Origin of the sequence: Streptomyces narbonensis (assembly GCF_014649015.1) — a bacterium.
Lineage (GTDB): Bacteria > Actinomycetota > Actinomycetes > Streptomycetales > Streptomycetaceae > Streptomyces > Streptomyces narbonensis.
In genome coordinates, this window is the sequence record NZ_BMSF01000031.1 from 1 (window position 1) to 25,149 (window position 25,149).

Genomic DNA, 25,149 nt, shown 5'->3' on the forward strand with positions numbered 1-25,149 from the left:
GGTGACCTGGGTCTTGCCGTCGGGACGCAGGTACGGGATGGTCCCGTTCTTGCGGACCTCGGTCAGGCGGCGCGAGAGCCGGTGCGCCAGGTAGATGGGCAGCGGCATCAGCTCGGGCGTCTCGTCCGAGGCGTAGCCGAACATCAGGCCCTGGTCGCCGGCGCCCTGCTTGTCCAGCTCGTCCTCCGCGTCCCTCCGGGAGGCGCCCTCGACGCGCTGCTCGTACGCGGTGTCCACACCCTGGGCGATGTCCGGGGACTGCGACCCGATGGACACCGACACGCCGCAGGAGGCGCCGTCGAAGCCCTTCTTCGAGGAGTCGTACCCGATCTCCAGGATCTTGCCCCGGACCAGCGCGGGGATGTCCGCCCACGCCTTGGTGGTCACCTCGCCGGCGACATGCACGAGACCGGTGGTGATCAGCGTCTCGACGGCGACGCGCGAGGTGGGGTCCTCCCGCAGCAGTGCGTCGAGGATGGTGTCGCTGATCTGGTCAGCGATCTTGTCCGGGTGACCCTCGGTGACGGACTCCGAGGTGAACAGACGACGGGACACAACGCTCCCTGGGGTTGCAGCGGCTGCTGACTACACATGACGGACCGGAAGCGGACCGGCCGGCAGACGGCCGAACCGGATCACATTGAATCCGGCCCGCTCCTGACATCGCCAGAGCACCTGCCCCCTGAAGCGGGCAACAAATCCCCCTGCCCCACCCCCTATTGGCGCACGGGGAGCGCACGACGGGCGGCCGCGCGCCCACCCCCCTACCTAGGGGCGTTGACCGGTGGCAGCGGGGCTGATGTGGTCCCTGTTGCGCTGGTCCTGTTGCGCTGGTCCCCGTCGGTCCCGACCGACACGACACGCGTGACCGACACGCTCGTGACCAACGCGCTCGTGACCGACACGACGCTCATGACCTGCGTGCTCCCGACCGACACGCACCTGCCGACACCCGCGGCCCGGCCGCGCGCGACCCGTGGAGAGCGCCCCCATGCCCTCGACCCGCACCACCGGCGAGCCCGGACGCACCCCGCCCCGGATCGCCGTCGCCGCCGCGCTGGCCCTGGCCCTGGGACTGCCCCTGGCCCACCCGGCGAGCGCGGCCCCGGCGGCCCCCGCGCCCACTCCCGCTCCCACTCCCACTCCCACCCCCGCGCCCGCGCCCGCGCCCACGCCCACAGCGAAAGCCACCGCCGACACCAGCCCCGTCGCCGTCACCCCCGCCCCGCAGCGGTTCGCCCAGCGGGCCGACGCCGTCACCGTCACCCCGACCGTGACGCTGGTGACCGACCCGCGGACCGATCCGGCCGCCCTCCAGGTCGTCGAGAAGGCCCTGCGCGACGCCGGCGCCCGCACCCTCCAGAAGGCCGCCGCCCCCGTCCGCGGCCAACTGGCCGTCCACGTCGGCGGAGTGCGCGAGAACCCGTCCTCGGCGGACGCCCTGAGCGCCCTCGGCATCCCCGGCCCGGCGGGGCTCCCCGCCGACGGCTACGTCCTCGCGGCGGGCCGCGCCGCCGACGGCACGGAGCGGATCGTGCTCTCCGGCGTCGACGCCCGGGGCACGTACTACGCCGCGCAGTCGCTGCGCCAGCTGCTGCCCCGCACCACCCGGTCGGGGGCTCGCCTCCAGGGCATGACCCTGCGGGACTGGCCGGCCGCCGCCGCGCGCGGTGTCGTCGAGGGCTTCTACGACACGCCGTGGACCCACGCCACCCGCCTCGACCAGCTCGACTACTACGGCGAGCACAAGCTCGACACGTACATCTACTCGCCGAAGGACGACCCGTACCTCCGGGCCAAGTGGCGTGAGCCCTACCCGGCCACCGAGGTGACCCGGATCCGGGAGCTGTCCGACCGCGCCCGCGCCCGGCACGTCGACCTCACGTACGCCGTCTCCCCCGGGCTCTCCGTCTGCTACAGCGCGCCCGAGGAGGCGCAGGCACTGGTCGCCAAGCTGGAGAGCGTCTGGGACATCGGGGTCCGGTCCTTCTCCGTACCGCTGGACGACATCAACTACACGACGTGGAACTGCGAGGCCGACAGGGAGCGGTTCGGCACGGGCGGCGCCGCCGCGGGCGAGGCCCAGGCGCTGTTCGTGAACCGGGTGAACGAGGGCCTGCGCACCGCGCACCCGGACGCCGCCCCGCTCCAGACGGTGCCGACCGAGTACTACGACCTCGAAGCGACGCCGTACAAGAAGGTCCTGGAGGAGAAGCTGGCGGAAGGGGTCCTCGTCCAGTGGACCGGCACCGCGGGCATCGCCCCGGCCATCACCCGCGTCCAGGCGGCCGAGGCCCGGCGGCTCTTCGGCCACGACGTGCTGCTCTGGGACAACTTCCCGGTCAACGACTACGTCCCGGGCCGGCTGATGCTTGGCCCGCTGGAGGGCCGGGAGAAGGGCCTCCCCCAGGACCTCGCCGGCTACACCGCGAACCCGATGCCGCAGGCCGACGCCTCCAAGATCGGGCTGTTCACGGTCGCCGAGTACCTCTGGAACGACCGCGCCTACGACCCCGGGGCGGCCTGGACCGCCGCGCTCGCGGAGCGGGCGGGCGGTGACCGGCGCGTCCGGCAGGCGCTGCGGACCTTCGCCGACGGCAGCTTCTTCTCCCGGATGACCGGCCGCCAGTCCCCCGAACTCGCCGCCGCCGTCGCCCGCTTCCGCAAGGCGGCCACCGGCGACCGGACCGCCGCCGCCGTCCTCGACGCGAAGTTCGCCGCGTTCGAGAACGCCCCGGCGGTGCTCCGCTCCGGCCTCCCCGACCGCCGCTTCGTCGAGCAGACCGGCCCCTGGCTGAACTCCGCCGAGGCCTGGGGCACCGCGGCCCGGACCGCGCTCGCCCTGACCGGCGCCGTGCGCGAGGGCGACACCGCCGAGGCCGCGCGGCTGCGCGCGCTCCTCCCCGGCCAGGTCGCGCACGCCGGGTCGTTCACGTACACCCACCTGTACGGGCTGAAGATCCCCGTCATCGTCGCGGACGGGGTGCTGGACGCCTTCGTTCTCGACGCGATCGCCGAACAAGACGTGTCCCTCGGAGTGACCCCTCGCCCGAAGGCCTTCACCAACCTGGAGGCGGACCAGGAGAACCTGATCCCGCGCGCCGTCGACGGCGACGACTCGACGCATTTCCGCGGCCTCTGGGACCCGAAGCCCGGCGCCCACGTCGGCCTCGACCTGCGGGCCGAGCGGACGGTCGGCAAGGTCGAGCTGGCGCTCGGCGCGAGCGACCGGCCGCAGGGCTACCCGCGGCGCGGTGTGGTGGAGTACTCCCTCGACGGGACGGGCTGGCAGCCGCTCGGCGAGCTGTCGGGCGGCCCCGACACCGTCCTGACGGCCCCGGCCGGGACCAGGGCGCGGTATGTCCGGCTGCGGACCACCGAGGCGCAGACCGGCCTGGAGACGTGGCTGACCGTGCGGGAGTTCCGCGTGAGCTGACGTCCGCACCCGGTCACGGGGAGGGGGCCGGGGCGGCGGCACGCCCCGGCCCCCTCCGACGCCGTCCTGGTCCGTCCGCCCCAGTCCGTACGTCACCGGCCTCGCCGACGCCGTCCCCGTCAGTACGTCACCGGCCCCTCCGACCCAGTCCCCGTCAGTCCGACCCAGTCCCCGTCAGTACGTCACCGGCTCAGATCGTCGACGTGTCGATGACGAAGCGGTAGCGGACGTCGCTCGCGATGACCCGCTCGTACGCCTCGTTGATCCGGTCCGCGCCGATCACCTCGATCTCGGCGCCGAGGCCGTGCGCGGCGCAGAAGTCGAGCATCTCCTGCGTCTCGGCGATGCCGCCGATCATCGACCCGGCGAGGGTCTTGCGGCCGCCGATGAGGGAGAAGAGGTTGAGCGCGACGGGCTCCTCGGGCGCACCGACGTTGACCAGGGCGCCGTCCGTCTTCACCAGGCTCAGGTAGGCGCCGAAGTCCAGCGGGGCGGAGACGGTGGAGATGATCAGGTCGAAGGTGCCGGCGAGCTTCGTGAAGGTCTCCGGGTCGCTCGTCGCGTAGTAGTGGTCGGCGCCCAGCTTGAGGCCGTCCTCCTGCTTCTTCAGCGACTGGCTGAGGACGGTCACCTCGGCGCCGAGCGCGTGGGCGATCTTGACGCCCATGTGCCCGAGGCCGCCGAGGCCGACGATGGCGACCTTCTTGCCGGGGCCGGTCTGCCAGTGGGCGAGCGGCGAGTAGAGGGTGATGCCGGCGCAGAGCAGCGGGGCGGCCTCGTCGAGGGCGATGCCCTCGGGGATGCGGAGGGTGTAGTTCTCGTCGACGACGATGTGGGTCGAGTAGCCGCCGTAGGTGGGCTCGCCGTCCTTGCCGAGCGCGTTGTACGTGCCGGTCATGCCCTGCGTGCAGTACTGCTCGAGCCCCTGCAGGCAGTACTCGCACTCACGGCAGGAGTCGACGAAGCAGCCGACGCCGACCCGGTCGCCGACCTTGTGCTTCGTGACCCCGGGGCCGACCTCCGCGACGACGCCCGCGATCTCGTGGCCGGGGACCATCGGGAAGATGCCCTCGCCCCAGCCGTCGCGCGCCTGGTGGATGTCCGAGTGGCAGATGCCGGCGTACTTGATGTCGATGAGGACGTCGTGCTCGCCGACGGCCCGGCGCGGGACGGTGGTGCGCTCCAGCGGGGCGTGGGCGGCGGGTGCGGCGTAGGCGGGGACGGTGGTCGCGTTCGTGGTCATGGCATCAGCCTGCCGGAGTCCTCGGACATCACCCAGACACCTGCTCTGCCTACGACCGGCGTGCCTACCACTGGCAGGGACAGGCAGACCCGCCCGTCCGGTCGTGCGGCCTGGGATAATCGGGTCACATGGATCAACGCATGGATCTCAGTGCCGAGCTCAGTGAGTTCCTGCGCTCGCGCCGGGCCCGGCTGAAGCCGGAGGACGTGGGTCTGCCGGAGTTCGGGCGCCATCGCCGGGTCCCGGGGCTGCGCCGGGAGGAGCTCGCGCAGCTGGCCGGTGTCTCCGTCGCGTACTACACGCGTCTCGAACAGGGCAACGGCCGCAATGTGTCCATGGAGGTCCTGGACGCGATCGCGCGGGCACTGCGGCTGAACGACTCGGAGCGGGCCCATCTGACGCATCTGGCGAAGCCGACGGCGAAGAAGCGCCGGCACGCGGCGGCCATCGCCCGCCCGCAGCACGTGCGGCCCGGTCTGCGGCATCTGCTGGACTCGATGGACGGCGTCCCTGCGCTGGTCGTCGGCCGGCGTCTCGACATCCTCGCCTGGAACCGGATGGGACGGGCGCTGCTCGGCGACTTCGCGGCGATGGACCCCGACGAGCGCAACGTGGCGCGGCTGGTCTTCCTCTGGGAGAACACGCGGGACCTCTACCAGGACTGGGAGTGCAAGGCGACCGAGGTCGTGAGCCTGCTCCGGCTGTACGCGGGGTGCTATCCGGACGATCCGAAGCTGCTCGCGCTGGTGGGTGAGCTGTCGGTGAAGAGCGACGAGTTCCGCTCGCTGTGGGCGGCGCACACGGTGGCGGACAAGGGGCACGGGACGAAGCGGCTGCGGCATCCGCTGGTGGGCGAGATGACGCTGGCGTACGAGAGCCTGAAGGTGGCGGGTGGGGACCCGGACCTCGTGCTCGTGACGTACCACGCGGAGCCGGGCTCGGCCTCGGCGGACGCGCTGCGGCTGCTCGCGCAGTGGGGCGTGGACGAGCCGGCGGCGGCCGCGCGGAAGTAGCCCACGTACGCGGACGCGGAAGTAGCCCACGTACGCGGACGCGGAAGTAGCCCACGTACGCGGATGGCCCCCTCCATCAGGAGGGGGCCATCCGCGTACGTACGAGGGGGGCGGGATCAGGCCTCCGAGCCGGCCTTCCAGTCGGCCCAGCTCATGTTCCAGCCGTTGAGGCCGTTGTCGGGGGCGATCGTCTTGTCCTTGGAGTTCTTGACGATCACGACGTCACCGACGATCGAGTGGTCGTAGAGCCAGGCGGCCTGCTGGTTCGGGTCGCCGGCGCCCTTGACGTCGTTCAGGCCGACGCAGCCGTGGCTGGTGTTGGCGGAGCCGAAGATCGAGTCCGGGCCCCAGTAGTTGCCGTGGATGAAGGTGCCCGACGTGGACAGCCGCATGGCGTGCGGCACGTCCTTGATGTCGTACTCGCCCTTGCCGTCGTCGTCGGTGAAGCCGACGGTCGCGCCGTTCATCCGGGTCTCCTTGAACTTCTCGGAGATCACCATCTGACCGTTGTAGGTCGGGTTCTCCGGGGAGCCGGCGGAGATCGGGATCGTCTTGATCGTTTTGCCGTCCTGGGTGACCGTCATGGTCTTGGTGGCGACGTCGACGGTCGAGACCTGGTTGCGGCCGATCTTGAAGGTGACGGTCTTCTGCTGGACGCCGAAGACGCCGTCGGCGCCCTCGACGCCGTCGAGGTCGAGCTTCAGCGTGACCGTGGAGCCCTCGGTCCAGTACTTCTCGGGGCGGAAGTCGAGGCGCTGGCCGTTGAACCAGTGTCCGACGACCTCCTGGCCGGCGCTGGAGGTGACGGTGATGCCGCCCTGGACGGCGGCCTTGTCGGTGATCGCCTTGTTGAAGTTGATCGAGACGGGCATGCCGACGCCGACGGTCGAGCCGTCCTCGGGGGTGAAGTTGCCGATGAAGCTGTTGGCCTTCGAGACCGTCGTGAAGGACGAGTTCTCGTGGGCCTCCAGGCCGGCCGCGTCCGTGGCGGTGGCGGCGATCTTGTAGACCGTGGCCCTCTCCAGCTGCTCGGTCGGCTTCCAGCTCAGCCCGTCGGCCGCTATCTCGCCCTTGACCGCGGTGCCCTCGGCGGACGTCATGGTGACGTCGGTGAGCTTGCCCTCGGTGACGGTGACCTTGGCGTCGTTGTTGATCGACGCGTTCTGGGTACCGGTCTTGGGCGCGATGGTGATCTGCGCCTTCGAGGTCTTGGCCGCCTCCGCCGCCTCGTCGACCTGGGACTGGGACGGTGGCGTCGCGGACCCGGAGGCGCTGCCACCGTTGTCGTCGTTGCACGCCGAGAGCACCAACACGCCGCCGAGCACCGCGGCCGCGACCGCCAGGCTCTTGCGGCGCTTGCCGTCCGTCATCACACGCATCTCCATCGTCGCCGAATCCCAGGCCAACGCTCAGCAGCGCTTGCCAACGCTTACCTAAATACCCATGACACCCCGTCCGGTTCCGGAACCGGTCGGTTTGTGGGGAACGCCACTGCTCGACACGCACGAGTGGAGCGTTCGGTTCCCGAGGGCGTGAGAAAGGCCCCGGGACACCGTCCCGAGGCCATGTGAGCTGCTGCTCCGCTCTCTAGGCCCGGCCGCCGTCCACGTCGTCCGTGCCGTCGGTGCCGTCCGTGTCCTCCTCATCTTCCTCGCCCAGGTCCCACTCCAGGGCATCGGGGTCGTACTCGACCTCCTCGGTGCTCCAGGAGGCCTGGACCATCTCGATCCCGGGGACCTCGCGGATCAGGTCGAAGGGCTCGACGAGGTAGGCGAGGGCCTCGGCGCTGTCCTCGCGGGCGGCGGAGCGGGCCTGGACGCGCTCCTCCTCGGGCATGAACTCGTCGCCGTCGATCCGGCCCTCGGCGGCCTCGGTCAGCTCGGCGGGACCGTCGATCTCCAGGACGAGATCGACACGAAGTCGCACAAAGCGCGTTGTCTCGGAAGTACTCATGCGACGGAGCGTAGGGTCAGCGGGCTCCCGGCTTTCCCGCGACCCGCTGTTTTCATTAGCATCTGCGGACCGACCGATGCGCGGTTTCCGCAAGGGGGATCGAAATTTCCGTGTCCGCCGCCCGACGCCCACTTCTCACCGCCATCGCGGCGGGAACACTGCTGTGCGCCCTGTGGTTCGTACCGTCCGCCAACGCCACCGCCGAGCAGGCCGGCGTACAGGTCGGGGTCGGCATCGTCCACGACGACCCGGCCGAGGACGGGTCTCGTCTCGCGGAGACCGGAAACCTGGACACGACGCCGTACCTGCTGGGCGGGACGGGCTTCCTGGGGGTCGGCGCGGGCTTCGTGGCCCTGGCGATGAGACAGCGGGGCAGGGCTTCCTGAGCCGCCGATCACGCATGCCGAAGGGCCCACCCGGGGAGCTCCCGGGTGGGCCCTTCGTCGTCTGTGCGGACAGGCCCTAAGCCAGCGGCCCGGTGACGGGCTCCACGGCGGCGACCAGCTTCCCGGCGGCCACGAAGGCGTCGGCGGCGGCCAGGTCGGGCGCGAGGAACCGGTCCGGCCCGGGACCCTCGACACCGGCGGCGCGCAGCGCGTCGATGGCGGCCTGGGAGGCGGGCGCCGGGGTGAGGCCCTCGCGGAGCTCGATACCCCGGGTCGCGGCGTACAGCTCGACCGCGATGATCCGGTTCAGGTTGCCGATCGCCGTGCGCAGCTTGCGGGCGGCGGACCAGCCCATGGAGACGTGGTCCTCCTGCATGGCGGAGGAGGGGATGGAGTCGGCGGAGGCCGGGACGGCGAGCCGCTTCATCTCGCTGACCAGGGCGGCCTGCGTGTACTGGGCGATCATCAGGCCCGAGTCGACGCCCGCGTCCTCGGCGAGGAACGGCGGCAGGCCGTGCGAGCGGTTCTTGTCGAGGAGCCGGTCGGTGCGGCGCTCGGCGATCGAGCCGAGGTCGGCGGCGGCGATCGCGAGGAAGTCGAGGACGTACGCGACGGGGGCGCCGTGGAAGTTGCCGTTGGAGGCGACGCGGCCGTCGGCGAGGACGACGGGGTTGTCGACGGCGGCGGCGAGCTCGCGCTCGGCGACGAGCAGGGCGTGGGCCATGGTGTCGCGGCCGGCGCCGGCGACCTGCGGGGCGCAGCGCACCGAGTAGGCGTCCTGGACGCGGGGGGCCTCGCCGGCGAGGGCGTGGCCGGTGAGGCCGGAGCCCTTGAGCACGGCCAGCATGTTGGCGGCGGAGGCGGCCTGGCCCGGGTGCGGGCGGATGGCGTGCAGCTCGGGTTCGAGGACCTTCTCGGTGCCGAGGAGGGCTTCGAGGGAGAGCGCGGCGGTGATGTCGGCCGACTTGTAGAGGGTGTCGAGGTCGGCGAGGGCCATGACCAGCATGCCGAGCATGCCGTCGGTGCCGTTGAGGAGGGCGAGGCCCTCCTTCTCCTTGAGCTCGACGGGCGCGATGCCGTGCGCGGCGAGCAGCTCGCCGGCGGGCTTCAGCTCGCCGTCGGGGCCCTCGGCGTCTCCTTCGCCCATCAGGGCGAGGGCGCAGTGGGAGAGCGGTGCGAGGTCGCCGGAGCAGCCGAGGGAGCCGTACTCGTGGACGACGGGGGTGATGCCGGCGTTGAGGACGTCGGCCATGGTCTGCGCGACCTCGGGGCGGACGCCGGTGTGACCGGAGGCGACGGTCTTGAGCCGGAGGAACATCAGCGCGCGCACGACCTCGCGCTCGACGCGCGGGCCCATGCCGGCGGCGTGCGAGCGGACGATGTTGCGCTGGAGCTGGGCACGGAGCTCGTGGCTGATGTGCCGGGTGGCGAGCGCGCCGAAGCCGGTGGAGACGCCGTAGACGGGTTCGGGCTTGGCGGCGAGCGCGTCGATCACGTCCCGGGCGGCGGAGAGGGCGCGCACGGCCTCGGTCGACAGCTCGACGCGGGCGCCGTGGCGGGCGACGTCGATGACATCCTGCGGGGTCGTGCCGGACGTGCCGAGGACGACTGTCTGCATATCCATATTCAGCACCCTACGGACTGAAGACCAACCTGTCACTAGGTGATGGGTCACCGGCTCGCCCCGGGGCGGCCCCTTACCGCAGGAGGGCCGCCGGGCCGGTGGTCACCGCTGGGCCTCCAGTCTGCCGCCGGAAACGGTGGGCGGCGCAGGATGCGGCGCCAGAGGAGCCTCCACGGGTGCCGCATGACCGCGAGGAGCTGCCGGTCGGCGAGGGTGCCGGGATGCTCGGGGCCGAGAAGTCGTTCGGAGTCGGCGATGGTCCGATTCATGAGGGACAGGGCTTCCCCGGTGCGTCCCACCGCCCAGTAGAAGGCGGCGAGAAAGGCCCGATGGGAAAGAACCTCCACATGGTCCGGCCCGAGGAGGCGCTCGGCGTCGGCCAGGCTCCGTTCCCGCAGGGCGACGGCTTCGAGAGATCGCCCCGCATCCATGTAGCAGTCGGCGACGACACTGCGCGCGTGGGGGAGATCCGGGTGGTCCGCCCCGAGAGCACGCTCGCTGTCGGCCAGAATCCTCTCCGCGAGAACAACGGCTTCGCCGACTCGCCCCACTTGTCGGTAGAGCTCGGCGAGATGCAGCCGCGTGGGCAGCGTGTCACGGTCTTCCAGCCCGGCACGCTCGCCGTCGGCCAGGACCTGCTCCGTCATGAGGACGGCTTCCCCCAGGTGCCCGGCCCCGGCGATGGCGACGGCGACGTTGGCCCTCGCGGCGAGGGTGTCGGGGTGGCCCGGCCCGAGCACTCGTTCGCGATCGACGAGAACCGACTCCGTGAGGGCCACCGCCTCGCCGACGCGCCCCTCCACGGCATGACAGGCCGACAGATTGGTCCGGCAGCCGAGGGTGGTCGGGTGCTCGGGACCGAGCAACCGCTCGGCCCTGGAGGCGAGGCCGCTCCAGTGTGCCGTCGCGGACTCGGCGAGCCCGGCGTGGATCAGGCTGGTGCCGGCGCGGAAGAGGACCTCGTGGCCGTCCGGATCCCACAGATGGTCCCCGGCCGTCCGGGTGAGGACATCGGTGTTGGCGCGCAGAACGGCGGCCAGCGCCCTGTGCGGCTGGTCGGGCTCGGGCCAGATCTCGTACAGACCGTCGGCAGCCGTGAGGGCCAGGTACGGGACGACCTCCTCCGGGGTGACCTCTCGGACCGCACGGGCCGTCAAGGCGTGGATACGGACCGCGTCCCCGTCGCAGGTCAGCAGCGCGTACCGGTGCAGGACGCGCAGGGTCGTGCGGACCGTCGCCGCATCGCAGTCGCCCAGGGACGACAGAACCGACTCCGTGGCCCACAGGGCCGCCGGGTGGCCCGCCGGGTCCAGGAACGCCGCCAGGCTCAGGACGGCCCGGGCGAGGCCCGCCGGATCCGCCTCCGAGGCCGCGCCCAGCGACAGCAGCAGCGTCGTCGCGATCTGCCGCCCGTACCCCTCGGCGTCGGCGGACGGCGGAAGGACCTCCGCGATGGACCGGCTCCCCCGGAACAGCCCCAGGTAGGCCGCGCACCCCACCCCGTGATTGATCATGTACGCGGCAGCGTGCCCGAGCGCGAGCGGCAGGTACCCGAGTGCCTCCGCCAGCTCCTCCACCGCCCCGTCCACGAGTCCGTCGTCCTCGGCGAGCCGCGCCCGCAGGTACGCGACGGCCTCGTCCGGCTCGTACACGTCGACGGACACCCGCCGCCGCCCGCCCCCGGTCAGCCGCGCGTCGTGCAGCCGCGTGGTGGCGAGCACCCACCCGCTCCCGGTCCGGCTCACAGGCCACCACCCCTCCACGGCACCGGGGTCGGCGATGTCGTCGAGGACGACCAGCCAGCGCCGCGAGGTGGTCGCCAGCCAGGCGAGGAACGCCCGGGCGTCGGCCTCGGGGTCCGAGCCGGTCACCCCGGGCGCCGCGACCCGCATCCCCGCCTCGGCGAACCGCGTGACGACCTGCTGGAGTTCGCCGGCCGGCGCCCACACGACGAGGTCCACGCCCTCGGCGACGGCCTGGCTCGCATAGGACGCGGCGAGCTGCGACTTCCCGACTCCCCCGCCACCGGACAGCACCTGCGTGAGGACCGCCGTCCCGCCCTCCTCCCGCACGGCGTCGATCCGCTCGCGCAGCCCGGTCCGAGGCTGGAAGGCGGAGGCGAGCGCGGGCACGGCGCCCACCTCCAAGGGCCAGTCCACGCCGGCCGGGGCGACGGCCTGCTGGACGACGACGGAGCTGTACGGCCCGACCGCGCTGTACGAGGAGTCCCCACCGACGGAGACGCCCCCGGTCCCGCGGCCTGACCCGCGCCCGGACCCGCGCCCGGTCCCTCGGCCGGTCCCTCGGCCGGCCCCGCCCTTCCGCCAGAAGGTCACCGACGCTCGCTCTCGTCGCCGAGCGCGCTGTCCGTCACGTCCCCGAGGACCACCTTGCCGCCGGGCGCCGCCCGCACGTCGTCGTCAGCGCCACGGGCGCGCGGAGGCCCGGTACGGGGCGCCGTGGGCGGCCCGACGACCTTGGCCCCGCGCCCGACGGCACTGCCGCTGACATCCCCGTCGATCACAGTGGCGCCCCGCCCGGCCCTGATGCGCCGCCCGGACGAGCCTGAGGGACCGACGAAGGTGTACGCGGCGACCACGAGGCCCACCACCGCCCCGACGACACTGGCGATCCGGTCGCCGCTGTCGAGGTCGACGAAGACGGCGACCCCGATCAGCCCGAGCGCGACGACCCCGGCCGCCCACGCCACGACACGCCCTGTCGTCGTCATGCCCCACCCCGCTCACAAGTCGGCCAACACACCTTCACATCAGGCTAGGTGAGGGCACCGACATAGGGTCGCCCCATGAGGAGAACCACCCCGCCGCGCCCGCTCGACGTCGAGTCGCTCTTCCCGGAACTGGCCGTCCACCGGAGCACGACCACCCGGCTGCACCCCCGCCCGGGGAAGCCCGACGTGTCGGCGAGCTCGGTCGGCGGACCGATGCTGTGGCCGGCGGACGAGCCGTGGCCGGTGTGCACGGAGGCGCACGGACGGGGACGGGGGCGGCGCCCGGCGGACGTCCGCGCGGAACGCGAGCTGATGGCCGAGGCGTGGGCGCGGGACCCGTACGAGGGCCTGACGGACGAGGAACAGCGCCGGATGGAGGAGTTGCGCCGCGACCACCGGATGCCGGAGGCGGGCGACACCGACCCGCTCCCCCTGCTCGGCCTGGCGCAGCTGTACGCACGGGACGTCCCGGACCTCCCCCCGGGCCCGGACGGCGCCGACCTGCTCCAGGTCTTCTGGTGCCCGTTCGACGCGCACGCCCCGACGGGCTACAGCATGCACGTCCACGTGCGCTGGCGCAGGTCGGCGGAGGTCGGGGACATCCTGGCGTCCCCGCCGCAGCCGCAGGTCGTCGGCTACGAGGGGTACGTCCCCGAGCCCTGCGAGCTGCACCCGGAGCAGGTGGTCACGTACCCCTTCGCGGGCCTGCTGCCCGAGGAGCTGTGCGAGCGGATCTACGCGTGGGAGGAGGAACTGGAGGAGGAGGCGGAGGACGAGGGGTCCGAAGACGACCCGCCGACCTACCAGTTCGACCTGTCGATCCCGCCGGGCTGGCGGGCCGGCGGATACGCGTCCTGGCACGTGACGGACCCGTACACGATGGACTGCGGGACGTGCGCGACGCCGATGCGCCTGCTGCTGACGGTGGGCACGTCCGAGTGGACCGGCGGATACGAGAGCTGGACCCCGATCGAGGACCGGGGCCTGCGACCGCACCCACACGCCGTACCCACCGCGGTCGTCGTGGGCAACCACGGACAGCTCAACGTCTTCGGCTGCCCGACCGATCCGAACCACCCGGCGCGCTGGAGCGTGCAGTAGGGGTCAGAGCGCGTGGTCCCGAGCGAACGCGGTGAAGGCGGCCCAGGCGGCGGGGGTGGTGGTGACCTCGCCGCGGGAGTGGTCCTTGGTGTCACGGACGCGGACACGGGGGAGGTTGTCGGCGACCTCGATGCAGGCGTCGTTGTCGTTGCCGCTGTACGTGCTCTTGTGCCAGTTCGGGGAAGTCTCAGTCATCGTGTTCCTTCGCGATCGCGCGCATCAGTTCCAGGGACGCCCGGACACCCAACGCACCCTGCTGCAACAGATCATAGACACGCTGGAAACGCATCACCTCGGCTGGTTCTTCGGTGTAGTTGCCCGTGCTGAACCCCTCTGTGTACGCCCCGCGCTCCCCCTTCGGAAGGGTGAGGAGCGCGACGGAACCTGCCACGGGAGTGCCCTTCATGGGGAGCACCTGGATGTTCACGTTGGGGCGGTCGCACATGGCGAGAAGGTGCTCGATCTGCTCCCGCATCACCTGGCCGCCGCCCATGTCGCGGCGCAGGGCGGCCTCGTCGAGGACGATCATCATCCAGGGCGGGTCGGGCTGGTCGAGGACGGCCTGCCGCTCCAGTCGTCTGCCGACGAAGCCGCCGATCTGTCCCGAGTCGCCGGCGAGGCCCGCCTCCATCGCCGCCCGGGCGTAGTCGGCGGTCTGGAGGAGGCCCGGCACGACGATCGAGAACTCGTGTATGGCGGTGGCTTCGAGCTGCCGCCGCATGTACGTCTTCGCGTAGTCGCGCACGTTCTGGTCGGTGAGGATCTTCACGAGGTTCACCAGAGAGCCGGGCGGGAGTCGCAGGACGATCTCCAGCTTCTTCGCCAGGTCCCGGTCCGGGGGGTCCTCGCCGCGCTCGATCTCGGACAGCCGGGTGCCGCTACTGAAGACCTGCTTCGCCACGTACGCCTGCGTCCACTCACGCCCCAGCGCCAGCCTCGCCTCGCGGACCATGTTCCCGAGGTACTGCTCGATGCTGTCCCCGGGGTCCAGATCTTGCGCTCCTGGCATATGCCCCGTTCCTCACCTGTGCACGGGAACTCAACTCCTGGAAAGCGTAGGGGCGGTCACGCCATCGTGGAGGCAGTCCGGTGGAGATCCATCAGAAAGTGAGCCCTCCATGCGCACCCCCACACCCACACCCCCCATCCGCCCCGCCAACGAGCCGGAGGCGGCCCGGGTCTACCGCGAACTGAAGGCCGCCATGGACACCGCCGGACTCCCCACCAACGGCCTCTACCGGGACGTCACGCACGCGCCGGGCGGAGACATCCACCGGTACGGGCTCGGGACCGTCGGCCTCGGCGGCGCCAAGCGGCTCACCGCACTCCTTCGCACCGCCATCGCCCGGCACACCCCGTGAGGTACCGCGTCGGTGACGTCGTGATCGACGCTCAGCGGGCGCTGACGGGGCGAGTGCTGGGCGTACGGGGGAAGTCGCTCACGCTGGTCCGCCCCAGCGGCTATCTCTGGGAGGCGGCTATCGACGAGTGCTGGACCGCGAGCCCCGAGGAGCGCGCGAGCCTGACGCCGCGCGGGGCGGTCCGGGTCATCAGCACCTCGGCGCCCGGGCGAAGCGACGGCAGGGCGCCCGGAGTTCGGTGACGACCCCCGAGGCTTGCCGCGCGAGCTTAGTAGCCACCGACTCCTGTCCGAGGGAACGGACCGGCCTCTGACTGATGCCGGAGGCCGGTCCGTTACGAGGTCATTCGGCGGGCACCCGCCACAGGCGGCTGACTTCCGGCCGATCAGCCGCAGCGAGCGACACCAGGTGCCGAACACATTCTCGACGACCGCTCCCCCGTACGACACGACCGACCGCGGCACCCGCGCCTCCGCCCCGCCGTTACGCACCCTCACGACACGGGGCGAGCGCCACCGAGACGGACTCCACCCCGTTCGGGTGGCGACCACGCACGGCCCGCACCCCAGACACCCTGCCCGACCAGGCACGACGGACCCACACCCCACGAGTTGGCCGAGAACACCCCGATGCGGCGCACACCCTCTGGAAGATCACCTTCCGAATCTGCCTGAATACGGAGCGTTACACCTCTCCCGCTCTCCAGGTACAGACGAAAGGGCACAGCCATGTCCACGGCCACGCGCAAGACGAAGAAGACCCCCCTGGCACGGCGGCTGACCACCGCGGCCGTCGCGCTGGGCAGCTGCCTGGCGCTCGCCGGTCCGGTGGCAAGCGCCGGCGCGGCACCCGCCGACCCCGTACCGACCGTCTTCTTCGGCGACTCGTACACGTCCAACTACGGCATCGCCCCCTTCCACCAGGACGACCCCAACAGGTTCTTCTGCTTCCGGGCGAACGAGAACTACCCCACCGTCGCGACCCGGCGCCTCGCGGACAAGGGCGTCACGCTCACCGTGCAGTCGGACGTCTCCTGCGGAGGCGCCCTCGTCCACCACTTCTGGAACGAGCAGGAGACGTTCCCCGGAGCCGATCTGAAGGTCCCGGCACAGCAGGAAGCACTCAAGGCTGACACCCAGCTGGCCGTGGGCAGCATGGGCGGCAACACCCTGGGCTTCACCCGCATCCTCAAGCAGTGCTCCGACAAGCTGCGCGCCCCGGAGAACGCCCTGCTGCCCGGAACGCCCGTGGACGAGGACGAACCGGCTGCCAAGTGCGCCGAGTTCTTCGGGTCCGGGGACGGGAAGCAGTGGCTGGACGACCGGTTCGAGCAGGTCGGCTGGGAGCTGGAGGAGCTGCTCGACCGCGTCGGGTACTTCTCCCCCGACGCCCGGCGCGTCCTGGTCGGCTACCCCCGGCTCGTACCCGAGGACACCGACACGTGCCTGACCGCCGCGCCCGGCCAGACGGAGCTGCCGCTCGCGGACATCCCACAGGACGCCCTGCCGTTCCTGGACCAGATCCAGAAGCGGCTGAACGACGTCATGAAGAAGGCCGCCGCGGACGCCGAGGGCGGCGTCGACTTCGTGGACCTCTACGCCGAGACCGGCGGCAACACCGCCTGCGACGGCGCCGACCGGGGCATCGGCGGCCTGCTGGAGCCTTCCCAGGTCAGCGTGTTCGAGACCACGCTCCCGTGGTACGCCCACCCGAACGAGAAGGGCCGCGACCTCCAGGCCGAGCACGTCGCCGCCAAGATCGAGGAGGCCCTCAACCGGTAGGGCCGCATACGACCTCGGGGAACATCGGTACAGCGGTCGCCGGTGAGAACGATCGTGGTCCGGGCGGCGGTTCGGCCCGGGCCCGGTCGAGAGGACCGTGCGGTAGACGCCGCAGCCCCGGCCGACGGTCTTCGTCGATCCACTGGCCGTCGACCCGGCCGGCGAAGTCCAGTCGGCCGTTCTCGTGGAGAGTCCACGCGCCGTAGCCGTTCCCGTCGGCGGTGTTGTCGACGGGGATGCGGTCGGCGAGGTCCCGAGTGATCGACCCCGTCAGGCCCGCCCGTGACGAGGAGCGGGCCCCGGCGGTGCCACCCGTCGGCCGCCCACCAGGGCCGACGCAGGCTCGGCGCACGATCCGACACCGATGTTCCCCGAGGTCGGCATACGCCTCCGCCGGAAGACGAGTCCGCGTGGCGACCGGGTGAGGGCAGCCGGTACCTTCCCCCTCGCGGCACGCCTCGAAAGCGTGTGCGTGCCGCGTTCAGGGAGGGAAACGTATGCGTAAACCCCTGTTCCGGCGCCTGGCCTCCACGGCCGTCGCGCTGGGACTCACCTCGGCGGCTCTGCTCGGCTCGGGCATCGCGCCCGCGCAGGCCGCGGTCGGCGACTGCCCCACGGGCTACTTCTGCGCGTGGGCGGACACCCACGGCACGGGCTCGATGTTCAAGACGAACGCGAGCAAGGCATCGCTGGGCACCTGGGACAACAAGTTCCGCCTGGTCATCAACCGCTCGTCGCTCATCGCCTGCACCTACGAGAAGCCGAACTACGAGGACGGCGTCTCCTGGTACGAGAACGAGGGCTATCCCACCAGTATCGCCAGCACGTCCGTGAGCTCGGTGAAGATGGTGCCCACGCTCCGGGAGTGCGAGACGGACGCGTACCCCTACTGGAGCGCGGAGACCTCGCCCACGGCGGCCACGTTCGGCGACATGAACGGCGACCGGACGTCGGACGTCCTCGTCCGCGACCTGGTCGGGCGCCTGTGGTTCCTGCCCGGTGACGGCACCGGCCGGAAGGTCGGCTCCGGCGGCTGGAACGCCTTCGACGCCATGGTCCGGCACGGCGACTTCAGCCGTGACGGGCGCGAGGACGTGATCACGCGCGAGAAGGCCACCGGCAAGCTGTGGCTCTACCCCGGGACCGGCACGGGCGGCCTCGGCGCGCGCAAGCTGATCGGCGCGGGCGGCTGGAACGCCATGAGCCGGATCGCCGCGTTCGGCGACCTGACCGGCGACGCGAAGTCGGACCTCCTCGCGGTCGAGAGGTCCACGGGCCGGCTGTGGCTGTACCCGGGCACGTCCACGGGCACGCTGGGTGCGCGCAAGCTCATCGGCAACGGCGGCTGGAACGGCATGAACGCGCTGACCGGCGTCGGTGACATGAACGGCGACGGCCGGGCCGACCTGTACGCCCGCGAGGCGTCCACCGGCAAGCTCTGGCTCTACCCGGGCAAGCCCGGCGCGCTGGGCTCGCGGGTGCTGGTCGGCAGCGGCGGCTGGAACGCCATGACGTCCCTCATCGCCAACGGCGACTGGTCGGGCGACGGCAAGCCGGACCTGATCGCAACGGGGGACTACGACAAGCTCCTCCAGTACGAGGGCACCGGCACGGGCGGCCTGCGCGCGGGCGACTGGACCACCGGCACCTGGTGGCTCCTGAACGGCGCCTTCTGATCCCGGAGAGGGTCTCCGCCTGCGGGCGGGGGCCCTCTTCTCGTGCGCAGGCCGCTCCGGTCCGGTCAGGTCGGGGAAGCAGGCAGGCGCCGTGCCCGTGTTAACGGGCGTTTACACCTCCTGGGCCAAGGTGGCCACCTTCGTGTGAACCCTCGCGCCCGTCACTGTCCGTGACGGCTGTTCACTCCCTAGGGTCGGTTTTCGAGGTCAGCCGTTCGGCGAACCCGTGAACGATTCGAGGAGTCAACTCATCATGCGCACCCCCGTCGTTGACATCTGGGGCCCGATCTCCCCCGAGCCCCGCTCCGCGGCTCCCTCCGCACCGGAGCCTCACGACGAGTGGCCGCTCACCGGCGGAACCGCGTGGGTCTACTACAGCCCGCTGAACCGTCGGCAGCTCATCCGGCCCGTCATCCTCTCCGACGGCTTCTCGAACGGCACGAGCGAGCTCGACACGCTCTGGCACGGCCTGGAGGAGAACGGCGACTACCGCTTCATCTCCGAACTCCACGCGACCGGCCGGGATGTGATCATCCTCGGCTACAACGACCGGACGGCGCCGATCAAGGACAACGCCGACACCGCCATCGACTGCATCCGCCGCGCCCTCAGCGAGCGGGTGGGCCGCTCGAAGCTGGTCGTGGGCGGCTTCAGCATGGGCGGCCTGATCACCCGCTACGCGCTGGCCAAGATGGAGCGGGACCCCTCCCTTCCCGACCACGAGACGGCCGTCCACCTCTCGTACGACTCGCCTCACCAGGGCGCCTGGCTTCCCGTCTCACTCCAGGCGTTCGTCCACTTCGCGGCGGACAACTTCAGTGAGGACCCTGTCGTCGGGGATTCCCTCCGCCTCTTCTCCGGCCTGCTCAACAGCCCCGCCGCGAAGCAGATGGCGCGCTGGTACATCGCGAAGGCCGACGACACCCCGGCGGCGGCTGCGGAGCGGGTGGCCTTCCTCAAGGAGCTCGAAGAGCTCGGGAGCTGGCCGCGGAATCTCCGCAAGATCGGCGTCGCCAACGGCATGGACACCGGCAACGGCAACGGCATCCAGCCCGACGCGACCGCGGTCCGGGGCAACGGCCTGACGCTGAACGACACCTGGCTCAAGACCCAGGCCCAGGGCGACCCGGTCGTCGCCCGCCTGCAGAAGAAGGGCGGGGAGCCGTTCCTGGTCGACACCAGCGGGCTGCCCGAGATCGACGGCGCTCCAGGCGGCGTCTTCACCCTGCCGCTCCCGGACGGCAGCGACCCCGGCAGCTTCGGCCTGGCCGGCCTCCTCATGCTGGGTCTGCGCAACATCGTGGACAAGGACCGCATCCCCACGTCCTGTTTCATCCCCAGCATCAGCGCCGTCGCCGCCGGTGACATCGACGACCAGCAGGCGCTCTACAAGCCGATCACCCCGGATGCCAGCGAACTCGACGCCTTCCTCTGCGCGAGCCGCAACGAACCGCACACCACCATGACCGAGGAACTCGGCTCGTGGCTCGTGAACGAGATCGCCTCCACCGACTGACCGCCGTCGGCCCCGCGGGCCGTCTCCCCTCCCCCACACGGGCGGATCGGGACGGCCCGTGGGGCTGACGCACCCGCCGGGCACTCCCTAACCCTCGCGCACGACGCGGTGGCGGAGCAGGATCGACCGGCCGTCGAAGGTGCGGGTCTCCACCGTCTCCAGCTCCGTGCGGTTCTCGGCGGGGTGGAAGGTCGGGGTGCCGCCGCCCAGGACGACGGGGTGGACGACGACCCGGTACTCGTCGATCGCACCGGCCGCGCCGAGGTGGGCGGCCAGGTCCGCACCGCCGAACAGCACCAGGTTCTTGCCGCTCGCCGCGAGCGCCCTCAGCTCCTCGGCGACGTTCTCGGAGACGAGGGTGGTGTTCCAGTCGAGGTCCTGGCCCGCGAGGCTCCGGGAGACCACGACCTTCGGGGTCTCCAGCCAGACCGGCGCGAAGGCCAGGTCGTGCGGGTCCTGCGAGTACGTCTCGGCGTTCGGCCAGAAGCCGGACATCAGGTCCCACACCTTGCGGCCGTAGAGGAAGACCGTGTCACCGGCGATCAACTCGTCCGTGTAGGCCGAGAGTTCCGGACCCATGGCCGGCCAGTCGAACTCCCCGTTCGGCCCGGCGATGAAGCCGTCGAGGGACTGGTGCACGAAGTGAATGATCTGGCCCATGGTGTCTCCGCCTGACGTCCGTGTCGCGCACCGCCCTTGCGGCTCGCTCTCGCCATGAAGTCGGAGCCGGGCGACGCCCTTCGACATCCCAGGAGGAATTCTTTCGGCCAACTTGTTTCGGCCAGAGAGGCCCCTGAGTCGAGGTCACTCGTACGGGCGGTCTTCACCCAGCGTGTCGTCGCGGGCATATGCCGTGCGGTACGTTCGCAACAAATCGGCCCCCGACGACGGCTGCAACCGTCCGCGAGGGCCTGAACCACTAGTGGAACAAGGCCTCCACCGTGATCTACCGCAACTTTATCGCGCCCTCGCGCGACTTCACCCAACTGACCAACGCCCTCATCCGGCATCCGCGTCTCGACTCGCATGCCACGCGCCTCCTGACCTGGCAGCTCTCCCTCCCCGCCCACGCCCGCGAAACCCTCTCCGAAACCGCCAAGCGCGCCCGGATCGGGGCCACTTCCTTCACCACGGCCAAGCGGCAGCTCAAGGCAGAGGGATACGTGCACGAGCGCAGGGTTCAGCTGGCCGGCGGGCTCTGGGCCACCCAACAGCTCGTCTCCAGCACGCCGTTACGCCCCGAGGAAGCCGCCAAGGTCTTCGCCCGCATGCCCGCCCACACCGGCATCGAGCGGGTCCATCCGCAGGTGGCGCCGAGCGCCAGCCCTCCGGCCGTCGGTCGTCCGACGAGCCCGTCGACCGACGGTCATCCAGAGAAAACACCGGAGGGAAACACCTCCAACCCTCCGCCCGAGCCCGAGCCCGAGCCCGAGTCCGAGCCCGAGCCCGAGTCCGAGCCCGATCCCGAGCCCGAGTCCGAGCCCGATCCCGAGCCCGAGTCCGAGCCCGATCCCGAGACGGAACCGGGAGCGACCCCCGACCCACAACTCACCGAAGAAGCCCGCGCCCTCGTCGGCGCCCTCCCCGCCCTCTCCCCCGCCCTCCGGTACATCCCGCCCGGCATGCGCGACGAACTCACCCTCCTCGTCTCCCGCTGGCTCGCCGCCGGGCACACCTCCGCCGGCGTCCACGAGCACATCCGGCGCGGCCTGCCCGGTGCCGGGACGCCCGTACACCGGCCGGGAGGGCTCGTGCGGTACCTGCTGCGGGACGTGCCGCCCCTCGCGCCGCCACCGGCCCCGCACGGGCCCCCGCGCCTCTCCGCTCGGCTCGAAGGCGCCGTGGAGTGCTCCGGGAGACACGTCCAGCCCATGCTGTTCCGGCCCGTCGCGGGTGAGATCCTCTGCCCGGCCTGCGCGGCGCCCGACCCGGACCCCGACCCCGGCCCGAACCCCGGCCCCGTACCGCCTCAGGGCTCCTGAGGCGGCGGCTCCACCGGCGGTGCGTCGCGGAAGCGACGGCGGTCGCGGGCTCCCGGCGGGGCGTCGGCCAGGCGGATGACCGTGCCGTCCCGGCCCGCCACGACCGGCTTCGCCGAGCGCGCGGCCTTCGCCTGGTACTGGGCGGCGTCCGCGAGCCGGAAGAGGCGGCGCGCCGACCTGAGCGGGCCGATCGGGTCGCCCGTGGACGCGACCCCGCAGGCCACGCCCTCGCCGAGCTCCAGCTCCGCCGCCCGTACGCAGAGCTCCTCGGCGACCGCGACCACCTCGTCCGCCGTCGGACCGACCGTCAGGAGACAGAACTCGTCGCCGCCCAGACGCGCCGCGAGCGCGCCGGGGAGCCGGGCGCCGCAGCGGGAGAGGACCGAGCCGAAGCGTTCGAGGAGCCGGTCGCCGACGGCGTGGCCGTGGGTGTCGTTGACCCGCTTGAGGCCGTTGAGGTCGCAGACCATCAGGCTGACGACGGAGCCGTCGGCCCGGTAGCGCTCGATGGCCTCGTCCAGACGGGTGTCGACGGCCCGCCGGTTGGCGAGCCCGGTGAGCGGGTCGGTGAAGGCCAGCTTGCGGACCTCCTCCAGGCGCTCCGCCTGGGCGATGCCGGCCGCGACGACCGCCGCGAGGACGGTCGCGAAGTCGGCGTCCGCCCGGGTGAAAGGTTTCGTCTCGGGAGGCCGCGCCACGTACAGCTCGCCCCAGGCCCGGCCGTGCAGCACGATCGGGGCGACCACGCAGCAACCCCGGCCGCGCCTGCGCAGGCCCGTCACGCGGCCGGTGGGGACCCGGTCGTCGGCCGTCTCCACCCAGGCGTCCGGCTCGCCGCCACCGGCCCACTGCTCGTGGAGGAACTCGGTGATCTCGGGGAACTGGTGCACCGGATACGTCTCCGAGTCCGGGAACTCCTCCTCGCCCACGGCCCGCTCCCCGGCGTTGACCAGGACCTTGAGTCTGCCGTGGTCCCGCTCCCAGACGGAGAGGGCGGCGAACGTGCCGTCGAGCCCCTCGCAGGACCCGAGCGCCGCCGCCCGCCAGAACTCGCGTGGAGTGTGCGCCGCCGCCATCCCCTGCGCCAGCGCCACTACGGCCCGCAGCCGTACGTCCTCACCCATTCCTCCAGCTTAGGGAGGTTTGACCCGTTTTCCTCTGCGAGACGTCACGGAAAGTGACATTTAGTGCAAATAGGGATGCGGGGGGAGTGTGTGGCGGGGAGGATCACTCGCCGGGCCACTCCGGCTTCCGCTTCTCGTTGAACGCCGCCACGCCCTCCGCCCGGTCCCCCGAGAACGCCACCGAACGCCACGCCGCGTCCTCGACCTCCAGGCCGGCCCGCAGGTCCAGGCCCTGGCCGAGCCGCATGGCCTTCTTCGCGGCGCGCAGCCCGACCGGCGAGTTGACCGCGATACGGCCTGCCAGCTCCAGGGCGCCCGTCCGCGCGTCCTCGGCCAGGAGGTCGACGAGGCCCAGCTCGCGGGCCTCCTCCGCCTCCACGCGGCGCGCCGTGAAGACCAGCTCGGCGGCGCGCGCCGCGCCCACCCGGCGCGGGAGGAGCTGCGTACCGCCGCCGCCCGGGATGACGCCGACGGAGACCTCGGGGAGGCCGACGACGGCGGTCCCGTCGGCGACGATCACGTCGCAGGCGAGCGCCAGCTCGAAGCCGCCGCCGAGGGCGAAGCCGTGCACGGCCGCGACGGTCGGCATCGGCAGCTCCAGGACGCCGGTGTAGGCGGCGCGGGCGGTCGGTCGCTGGCGGACGAGCTCAGCGTCGGTGAAGGAGTTGCGCTCCTTGAGGTCGGCGCCGACGCAGAACGCCCGGTCGTTCGAGGAGGTGAGGACGGTGACGCGGACCGAGGCGTCGGCGGCGAGCGCGTCGCAGGCCGCGCCGAGGGAGCGGGCCATCTCGGAGGAGACCGCGTTCATCGCCTTGGGCCGGTCGAGGACCAGCTCGGCCACGTGGCCGTCCTTCCGGACCACCACGAACTCACCAAAACGCTGCTCGGACATGCCGCAGACCCTCCCGACGGACCGGAGCCCGTTAACGATGGTTAACGGGCGTTCACCCGAGATCCTAATTCGGTCGGCGGGTCAGGAGCCAGGGTTCGACGACGCCGAGGCCTCGGACCGGCCTCTGCCACATCGGCTGGAGCGCGAAGCGGTACGTGGCGGCCTGCCGGCCCTCCTTCTCCGCGCGGACCGCCTCCTCGGCCGCCTCCGCCTCGGAGGCGGGCGCGTCCCCGGTCCTGGACAGCTCCGCCGCGAGCGCGCCGTCGACGAGCACGGCGTCCTTGGGGGCTATCGAGGTGAGGCGGCTGGCGAGGTTCACGGTCGTGCCGAAGACGTCGCCCATGCGGGTGGTCACGGTGCCGAAGGCGATGCCGACGCGCAGTGCGGGCATCGTCTCGTCGTGGCCGAGGGTCTCGATCAGCCGGAGGGCGATCTCGGCGGCCGTGCCGGGGTCGTCGGCGCAGTAGAGGACCTCGTCGCCGAGGGTCTTGATGAGCCGGCCGCCGTGCGCGGCGACGAGGTCGGCGCAGGTCGTCTCGAAGGCCTCGACGAGCTCGCCGAGCTCCTCCTCCTCAAGGCGGCGGGTGAGGCGCGTGAAGCCGACGAGGTCCGCGAAGCCGACCGCGAGCCGCCGGTCGACCATCTCCTCGTCGTCGGCGGCCTGCACGACCCGGCCGGTCGCGGCGGCGAGCTGCCGCCGCCACACGTAGATCAGGAACTCCTCCAGCTCGGGCAGGAGCAGCTCGACGAGGGGGTATGTCACCTCGGTGCGGGTCATGCCGGGTTCGGGCGGCTCGGTGAGGCCCTCCAGGAAGGAGTCGATCTGCCACTCGGCGAGCCGGGCGGTGGTCTGGCCGGTGGAGCGGGCGACCTGGACGGCCATGGGCTCGCTGAGCAGTCCGGCCTCGACGAGACCGGCGAGGCGGCGCAGCGCGAGGACGTCGGCCTCGGTGAGGGCCTTGGCCTGGCCGATGTCGGCGAAGCCCATCGCGCGCCAGAAGCGGGAGGCGAGCTCCATGGAGACCCCGGCGGTCCGGGCGGCCTGGAACGGCGTGTAGCGGCGGTCGGCGCCGAGGATCAGCTGTTCCAGCCGGATGGCGAGCGGGTCGTCGCTCGGCTCGGCCGTGTGGTCGACCTCGTGGTGCGGGGTGGGGTAGGTGGGCGGTTCGGGGGTGGGGTTCGCGGTCGGCTCGGTGCCGTCGCCCGCGTTCGCGTCGTCGACGGTCACCGGCCGCCTCCTGCCCGTTCCCTGCCGCTGCCCACGTGTCCTGCCGATCTGTCGCTTGGATCGCGCTCCACGATACGGCAGGTGTGTGCTGGCTCACGCGCG

At 71.9% G+C, this 25,149-nt stretch carries 23 protein-coding genes; 10 read left to right on the top strand and 13 right to left on the bottom strand.

The annotated features are described in order from the left end of the window. Window positions 1-555 (bottom strand): S-adenosylmethionine synthetase N-terminal domain-containing protein (locus IE124_RS32990; RefSeq protein ID WP_306432457.1); only part of this gene is annotated, 555 nt, incomplete at its 3' end. A 436-nt stretch (window positions 556-991) separates the two neighbouring features. Here IE124_RS32990 and IE124_RS32995 point away from each other — a divergent pair. After that, the gene (locus tag IE124_RS32995; protein ID WP_189513535.1) at window positions 992-3,436 is read left to right on the top strand and encodes a glycoside hydrolase family 84 protein; all 2,445 of its coding nucleotides are present in this window, start codon (window positions 992-994) and stop codon (window positions 3,434-3,436) included. Between the two features lie 190 nt (window positions 3,437-3,626). Here IE124_RS32995 and IE124_RS33000 read toward each other — a convergent pair whose 3' ends face one another. Further along, window positions 3,627-4,679 carry an NAD(P)-dependent alcohol dehydrogenase gene (locus IE124_RS33000; protein ID WP_189513537.1) on the bottom strand — a complete coding sequence of 351 codons (1,053 nt, stop codon included), beginning with the start codon at window positions 4,677-4,679 and terminating at the stop codon, window positions 3,627-3,629. Window positions 4,680-4,819: 140 nt separating this feature from the next. Here IE124_RS33000 and IE124_RS33005 point away from each other — a divergent pair, with 140 nt between their 5' ends. Continuing rightward, window positions 4,820-5,692: a helix-turn-helix domain-containing protein gene (locus IE124_RS33005; protein WP_189513538.1), complete on the top strand. Its 873-nt coding sequence runs from the start codon at window positions 4,820-4,822 to the stop codon at window positions 5,690-5,692. Between the two features lie 116 nt (window positions 5,693-5,808). Here IE124_RS33005 and IE124_RS33010 read toward each other — a convergent pair whose 3' ends face one another. Both IE124_RS33010 and IE124_RS33015 read right to left on the bottom strand, forming a co-directional pair. Further along, window positions 5,809-7,077 (bottom strand): L,D-transpeptidase, encoded by a 1,269-nt coding sequence (locus tag IE124_RS33010; RefSeq protein ID WP_189513539.1) that lies wholly within the window; start codon window positions 7,075-7,077, stop codon window positions 5,809-5,811. A gap of 202 nt (window positions 7,078-7,279) precedes the next feature. Next, entirely contained in the window at window positions 7,280-7,645 is a 366-nt protein-coding gene (locus tag IE124_RS33015; RefSeq protein ID WP_189513540.1) for a hypothetical protein, read from the bottom strand. 110 nt (window positions 7,646-7,755) lie between these two features. Here IE124_RS33015 and IE124_RS33020 point away from each other — a divergent pair, with 110 nt between their 5' ends. Then, window positions 7,756-8,031, top strand: a complete 276-nt coding sequence (locus tag IE124_RS33020; protein ID WP_189513541.1) for a hypothetical protein — start codon at window positions 7,756-7,758, stop codon at window positions 8,029-8,031. Window positions 8,032-8,107: 76 nt separating this feature from the next. On the opposite strand, the gene hutH is transcribed toward IE124_RS33020, so the two are convergent. From hutH to IE124_RS33035, 3 genes are read right to left on the bottom strand one after another with little or no spacing between them, the layout of a single operon-like run. After that, window positions 8,108-9,655 (bottom strand): histidine ammonia-lyase, encoded by a 1,548-nt coding sequence (hutH, locus tag IE124_RS33025; RefSeq protein ID WP_189513542.1) that lies wholly within the window; start codon window positions 9,653-9,655, stop codon window positions 8,108-8,110. Window positions 9,656-9,702: 47 nt separating this feature from the next. Next, window positions 9,703-11,991 carry a tetratricopeptide repeat protein gene (locus IE124_RS33030; protein ID WP_189513543.1) on the bottom strand — a complete coding sequence of 763 codons (2,289 nt, stop codon included), beginning with the start codon at window positions 11,989-11,991 and terminating at the stop codon, window positions 9,703-9,705. Continuing rightward, window positions 11,988-12,386, bottom strand: coding sequence for a hypothetical protein (locus IE124_RS33035; protein WP_189513544.1), 399 nt, complete (start codon window positions 12,384-12,386; stop codon window positions 11,988-11,990). The genes IE124_RS33030 and IE124_RS33035 overlap by 4 nt, the downstream gene beginning before the upstream one ends. A 75-nt stretch (window positions 12,387-12,461) precedes the next feature. Between IE124_RS33035 and IE124_RS33040 the strand changes: the two genes are divergently transcribed. After that, window positions 12,462-13,487: a hypothetical protein gene (locus tag IE124_RS33040; protein WP_189513546.1), complete on the top strand. Its 1,026-nt coding sequence runs from the start codon at window positions 12,462-12,464 to the stop codon at window positions 13,485-13,487. 3 nt (window positions 13,488-13,490) lie between these two features. Here the strand turns inward: IE124_RS33040 and IE124_RS33045 are convergent, their stop codons facing one another. Then, window positions 13,491-13,682, bottom strand: a complete 192-nt coding sequence (locus IE124_RS33045) for a DUF397 domain-containing protein (RefSeq protein WP_189513548.1) — start codon at window positions 13,680-13,682, stop codon at window positions 13,491-13,493. Next, a complete protein-coding gene (locus IE124_RS33050; protein ID WP_189513550.1) occupies window positions 13,675-14,496 on the bottom strand; it encodes a helix-turn-helix domain-containing protein in 822 nt (273 codons plus the stop codon). Before IE124_RS33050 ends, IE124_RS33045 begins: the two co-directional genes overlap by 8 nt. A gap of 109 nt (window positions 14,497-14,605) precedes the next feature. On the opposite strand from IE124_RS33050, the gene IE124_RS33055 reads away from it, so the two are divergent. The 5 genes from IE124_RS33055 to IE124_RS33075 all read left to right on the top strand — a co-directional run bounded on the left by IE124_RS33055 (window position 14,606) and on the right by IE124_RS33075 (window position 19,821). Further along, a complete protein-coding gene (locus IE124_RS33055) occupies window positions 14,606-14,848 on the top strand; it encodes a hypothetical protein (protein ID WP_189513552.1) in 243 nt (80 codons plus the stop codon). Window positions 14,849-14,868: 20 nt separating this feature from the next. Then, on the top strand, window positions 14,869-15,090 hold the full coding sequence (locus IE124_RS33060; RefSeq protein WP_189513554.1) for a hypothetical protein: 222 nt from the start codon (window positions 14,869-14,871) through the stop codon (window positions 15,088-15,090). Window positions 15,091-15,576: 486 nt separating this feature from the next. Then, window positions 15,577-16,629 carry an SGNH/GDSL hydrolase family protein gene (locus IE124_RS33065; protein ID WP_189513556.1) on the top strand — a complete coding sequence of 351 codons (1,053 nt, stop codon included), beginning with the start codon at window positions 15,577-15,579 and terminating at the stop codon, window positions 16,627-16,629. 497 nt (window positions 16,630-17,126) lie between these two features. Continuing rightward, window positions 17,127-18,305: an FG-GAP-like repeat-containing protein gene (locus IE124_RS33070; protein ID WP_189513558.1), complete on the top strand. Its 1,179-nt coding sequence runs from the start codon at window positions 17,127-17,129 to the stop codon at window positions 18,303-18,305. Window positions 18,306-18,558: 253 nt separating this feature from the next. Then, on the top strand, window positions 18,559-19,821 hold the full coding sequence (locus IE124_RS33075) for an esterase/lipase family protein (protein WP_189513560.1): 1,263 nt from the start codon (window positions 18,559-18,561) through the stop codon (window positions 19,819-19,821). 87 nt (window positions 19,822-19,908) lie between these two features. Here IE124_RS33075 and IE124_RS33080 read toward each other — a convergent pair whose 3' ends face one another. Further along, complete coding sequence (locus IE124_RS33080) at window positions 19,909-20,481, bottom strand: dihydrofolate reductase family protein (protein WP_189513562.1); 573 nt, start codon at window positions 20,479-20,481, stop codon at window positions 19,909-19,911. 281 nt (window positions 20,482-20,762) lie between these two features. On the opposite strand from IE124_RS33080, the gene IE124_RS33085 reads away from it, so the two are divergent. After that, window positions 20,763-21,803, top strand: coding sequence for a hypothetical protein (locus IE124_RS33085; RefSeq protein WP_189513564.1), 1,041 nt, complete (start codon window positions 20,763-20,765; stop codon window positions 21,801-21,803). Here the strand turns inward: IE124_RS33085 and IE124_RS33090 are convergent. From IE124_RS33090 to IE124_RS33100, 3 genes are all read right to left on the bottom strand, one after another. After that, a complete protein-coding gene (locus IE124_RS33090; RefSeq protein ID WP_189513566.1) occupies window positions 21,791-22,927 on the bottom strand; it encodes a GGDEF domain-containing protein in 1,137 nt (378 codons plus the stop codon). The genes IE124_RS33085 and IE124_RS33090 overlap by 13 nt on opposite strands. 103 nt (window positions 22,928-23,030) lie before the next feature. Then, a complete protein-coding gene (locus IE124_RS33095; protein ID WP_189513568.1) occupies window positions 23,031-23,819 on the bottom strand; it encodes an enoyl-CoA hydratase/isomerase family protein in 789 nt (262 codons plus the stop codon). A 64-nt stretch (window positions 23,820-23,883) separates the two neighbouring features. Beyond that, complete coding sequence (locus tag IE124_RS33100) at window positions 23,884-25,047, bottom strand: adenylate/guanylate cyclase domain-containing protein (RefSeq protein ID WP_189513570.1); 1,164 nt, start codon at window positions 25,045-25,047, stop codon at window positions 23,884-23,886. Window positions 25,048-25,149: the final 102 nt, after the last annotated feature.

Bases quoted from the DNA above. Each gene is read 5' to 3' on its own strand.
- IE124_RS32995 (WP_189513535.1), top strand. From the start codon at position 992: ATGCCCTCGACCCGCACCACCGGCGAGCCCGGACGCACCCCGCCCCGG.
- IE124_RS33000 (WP_189513537.1), bottom strand. From the start codon at position 4,679: ATGACCACGAACGCGACCACCGTCCCCGCCTACGCCGCACCCGCCGCC.
- IE124_RS33005 (WP_189513538.1), top strand. From the start codon at position 4,820: ATGGATCTCAGTGCCGAGCTCAGTGAGTTCCTGCGCTCGCGCCGGGCC.
- IE124_RS33010 (WP_189513539.1), bottom strand. From the start codon at position 7,077: ATGGAGATGCGTGTGATGACGGACGGCAAGCGCCGCAAGAGCCTGGCG.
- IE124_RS33015 (WP_189513540.1), bottom strand. From the start codon at position 7,645: ATGAGTACTTCCGAGACAACGCGCTTTGTGCGACTTCGTGTCGATCTC.
- hutH (WP_189513542.1), bottom strand. From the start codon at position 9,655: ATGGATATGCAGACAGTCGTCCTCGGCACGTCCGGCACGACCCCGCAG.
- IE124_RS33035 (WP_189513544.1), bottom strand. From the start codon at position 12,386: ATGACGACGACAGGGCGTGTCGTGGCGTGGGCGGCCGGGGTCGTCGCG.
- IE124_RS33040 (WP_189513546.1), top strand. From the start codon at position 12,462: ATGAGGAGAACCACCCCGCCGCGCCCGCTCGACGTCGAGTCGCTCTTC.
- IE124_RS33045 (WP_189513548.1), bottom strand. From the start codon at position 13,682: ATGACTGAGACTTCCCCGAACTGGCACAAGAGCACGTACAGCGGCAAC.
- IE124_RS33050 (WP_189513550.1), bottom strand. From the start codon at position 14,496: ATGCCAGGAGCGCAAGATCTGGACCCCGGGGACAGCATCGAGCAGTAC.
- IE124_RS33055 (WP_189513552.1), top strand. From the start codon at position 14,606: ATGCGCACCCCCACACCCACACCCCCCATCCGCCCCGCCAACGAGCCG.
- IE124_RS33065 (WP_189513556.1), top strand. From the start codon at position 15,577: ATGTCCACGGCCACGCGCAAGACGAAGAAGACCCCCCTGGCACGGCGG.
- IE124_RS33070 (WP_189513558.1), top strand. From the start codon at position 17,127: ATGCGTAAACCCCTGTTCCGGCGCCTGGCCTCCACGGCCGTCGCGCTG.
- IE124_RS33075 (WP_189513560.1), top strand. From the start codon at position 18,559: ATGCGCACCCCCGTCGTTGACATCTGGGGCCCGATCTCCCCCGAGCCC.
- IE124_RS33080 (WP_189513562.1), bottom strand. From the start codon at position 20,481: ATGGGCCAGATCATTCACTTCGTGCACCAGTCCCTCGACGGCTTCATC.
- IE124_RS33090 (WP_189513566.1), bottom strand. From the start codon at position 22,927: ATGGGTGAGGACGTACGGCTGCGGGCCGTAGTGGCGCTGGCGCAGGGG.
- IE124_RS33095 (WP_189513568.1), bottom strand. From the start codon at position 23,819: ATGTCCGAGCAGCGTTTTGGTGAGTTCGTGGTGGTCCGGAAGGACGGC.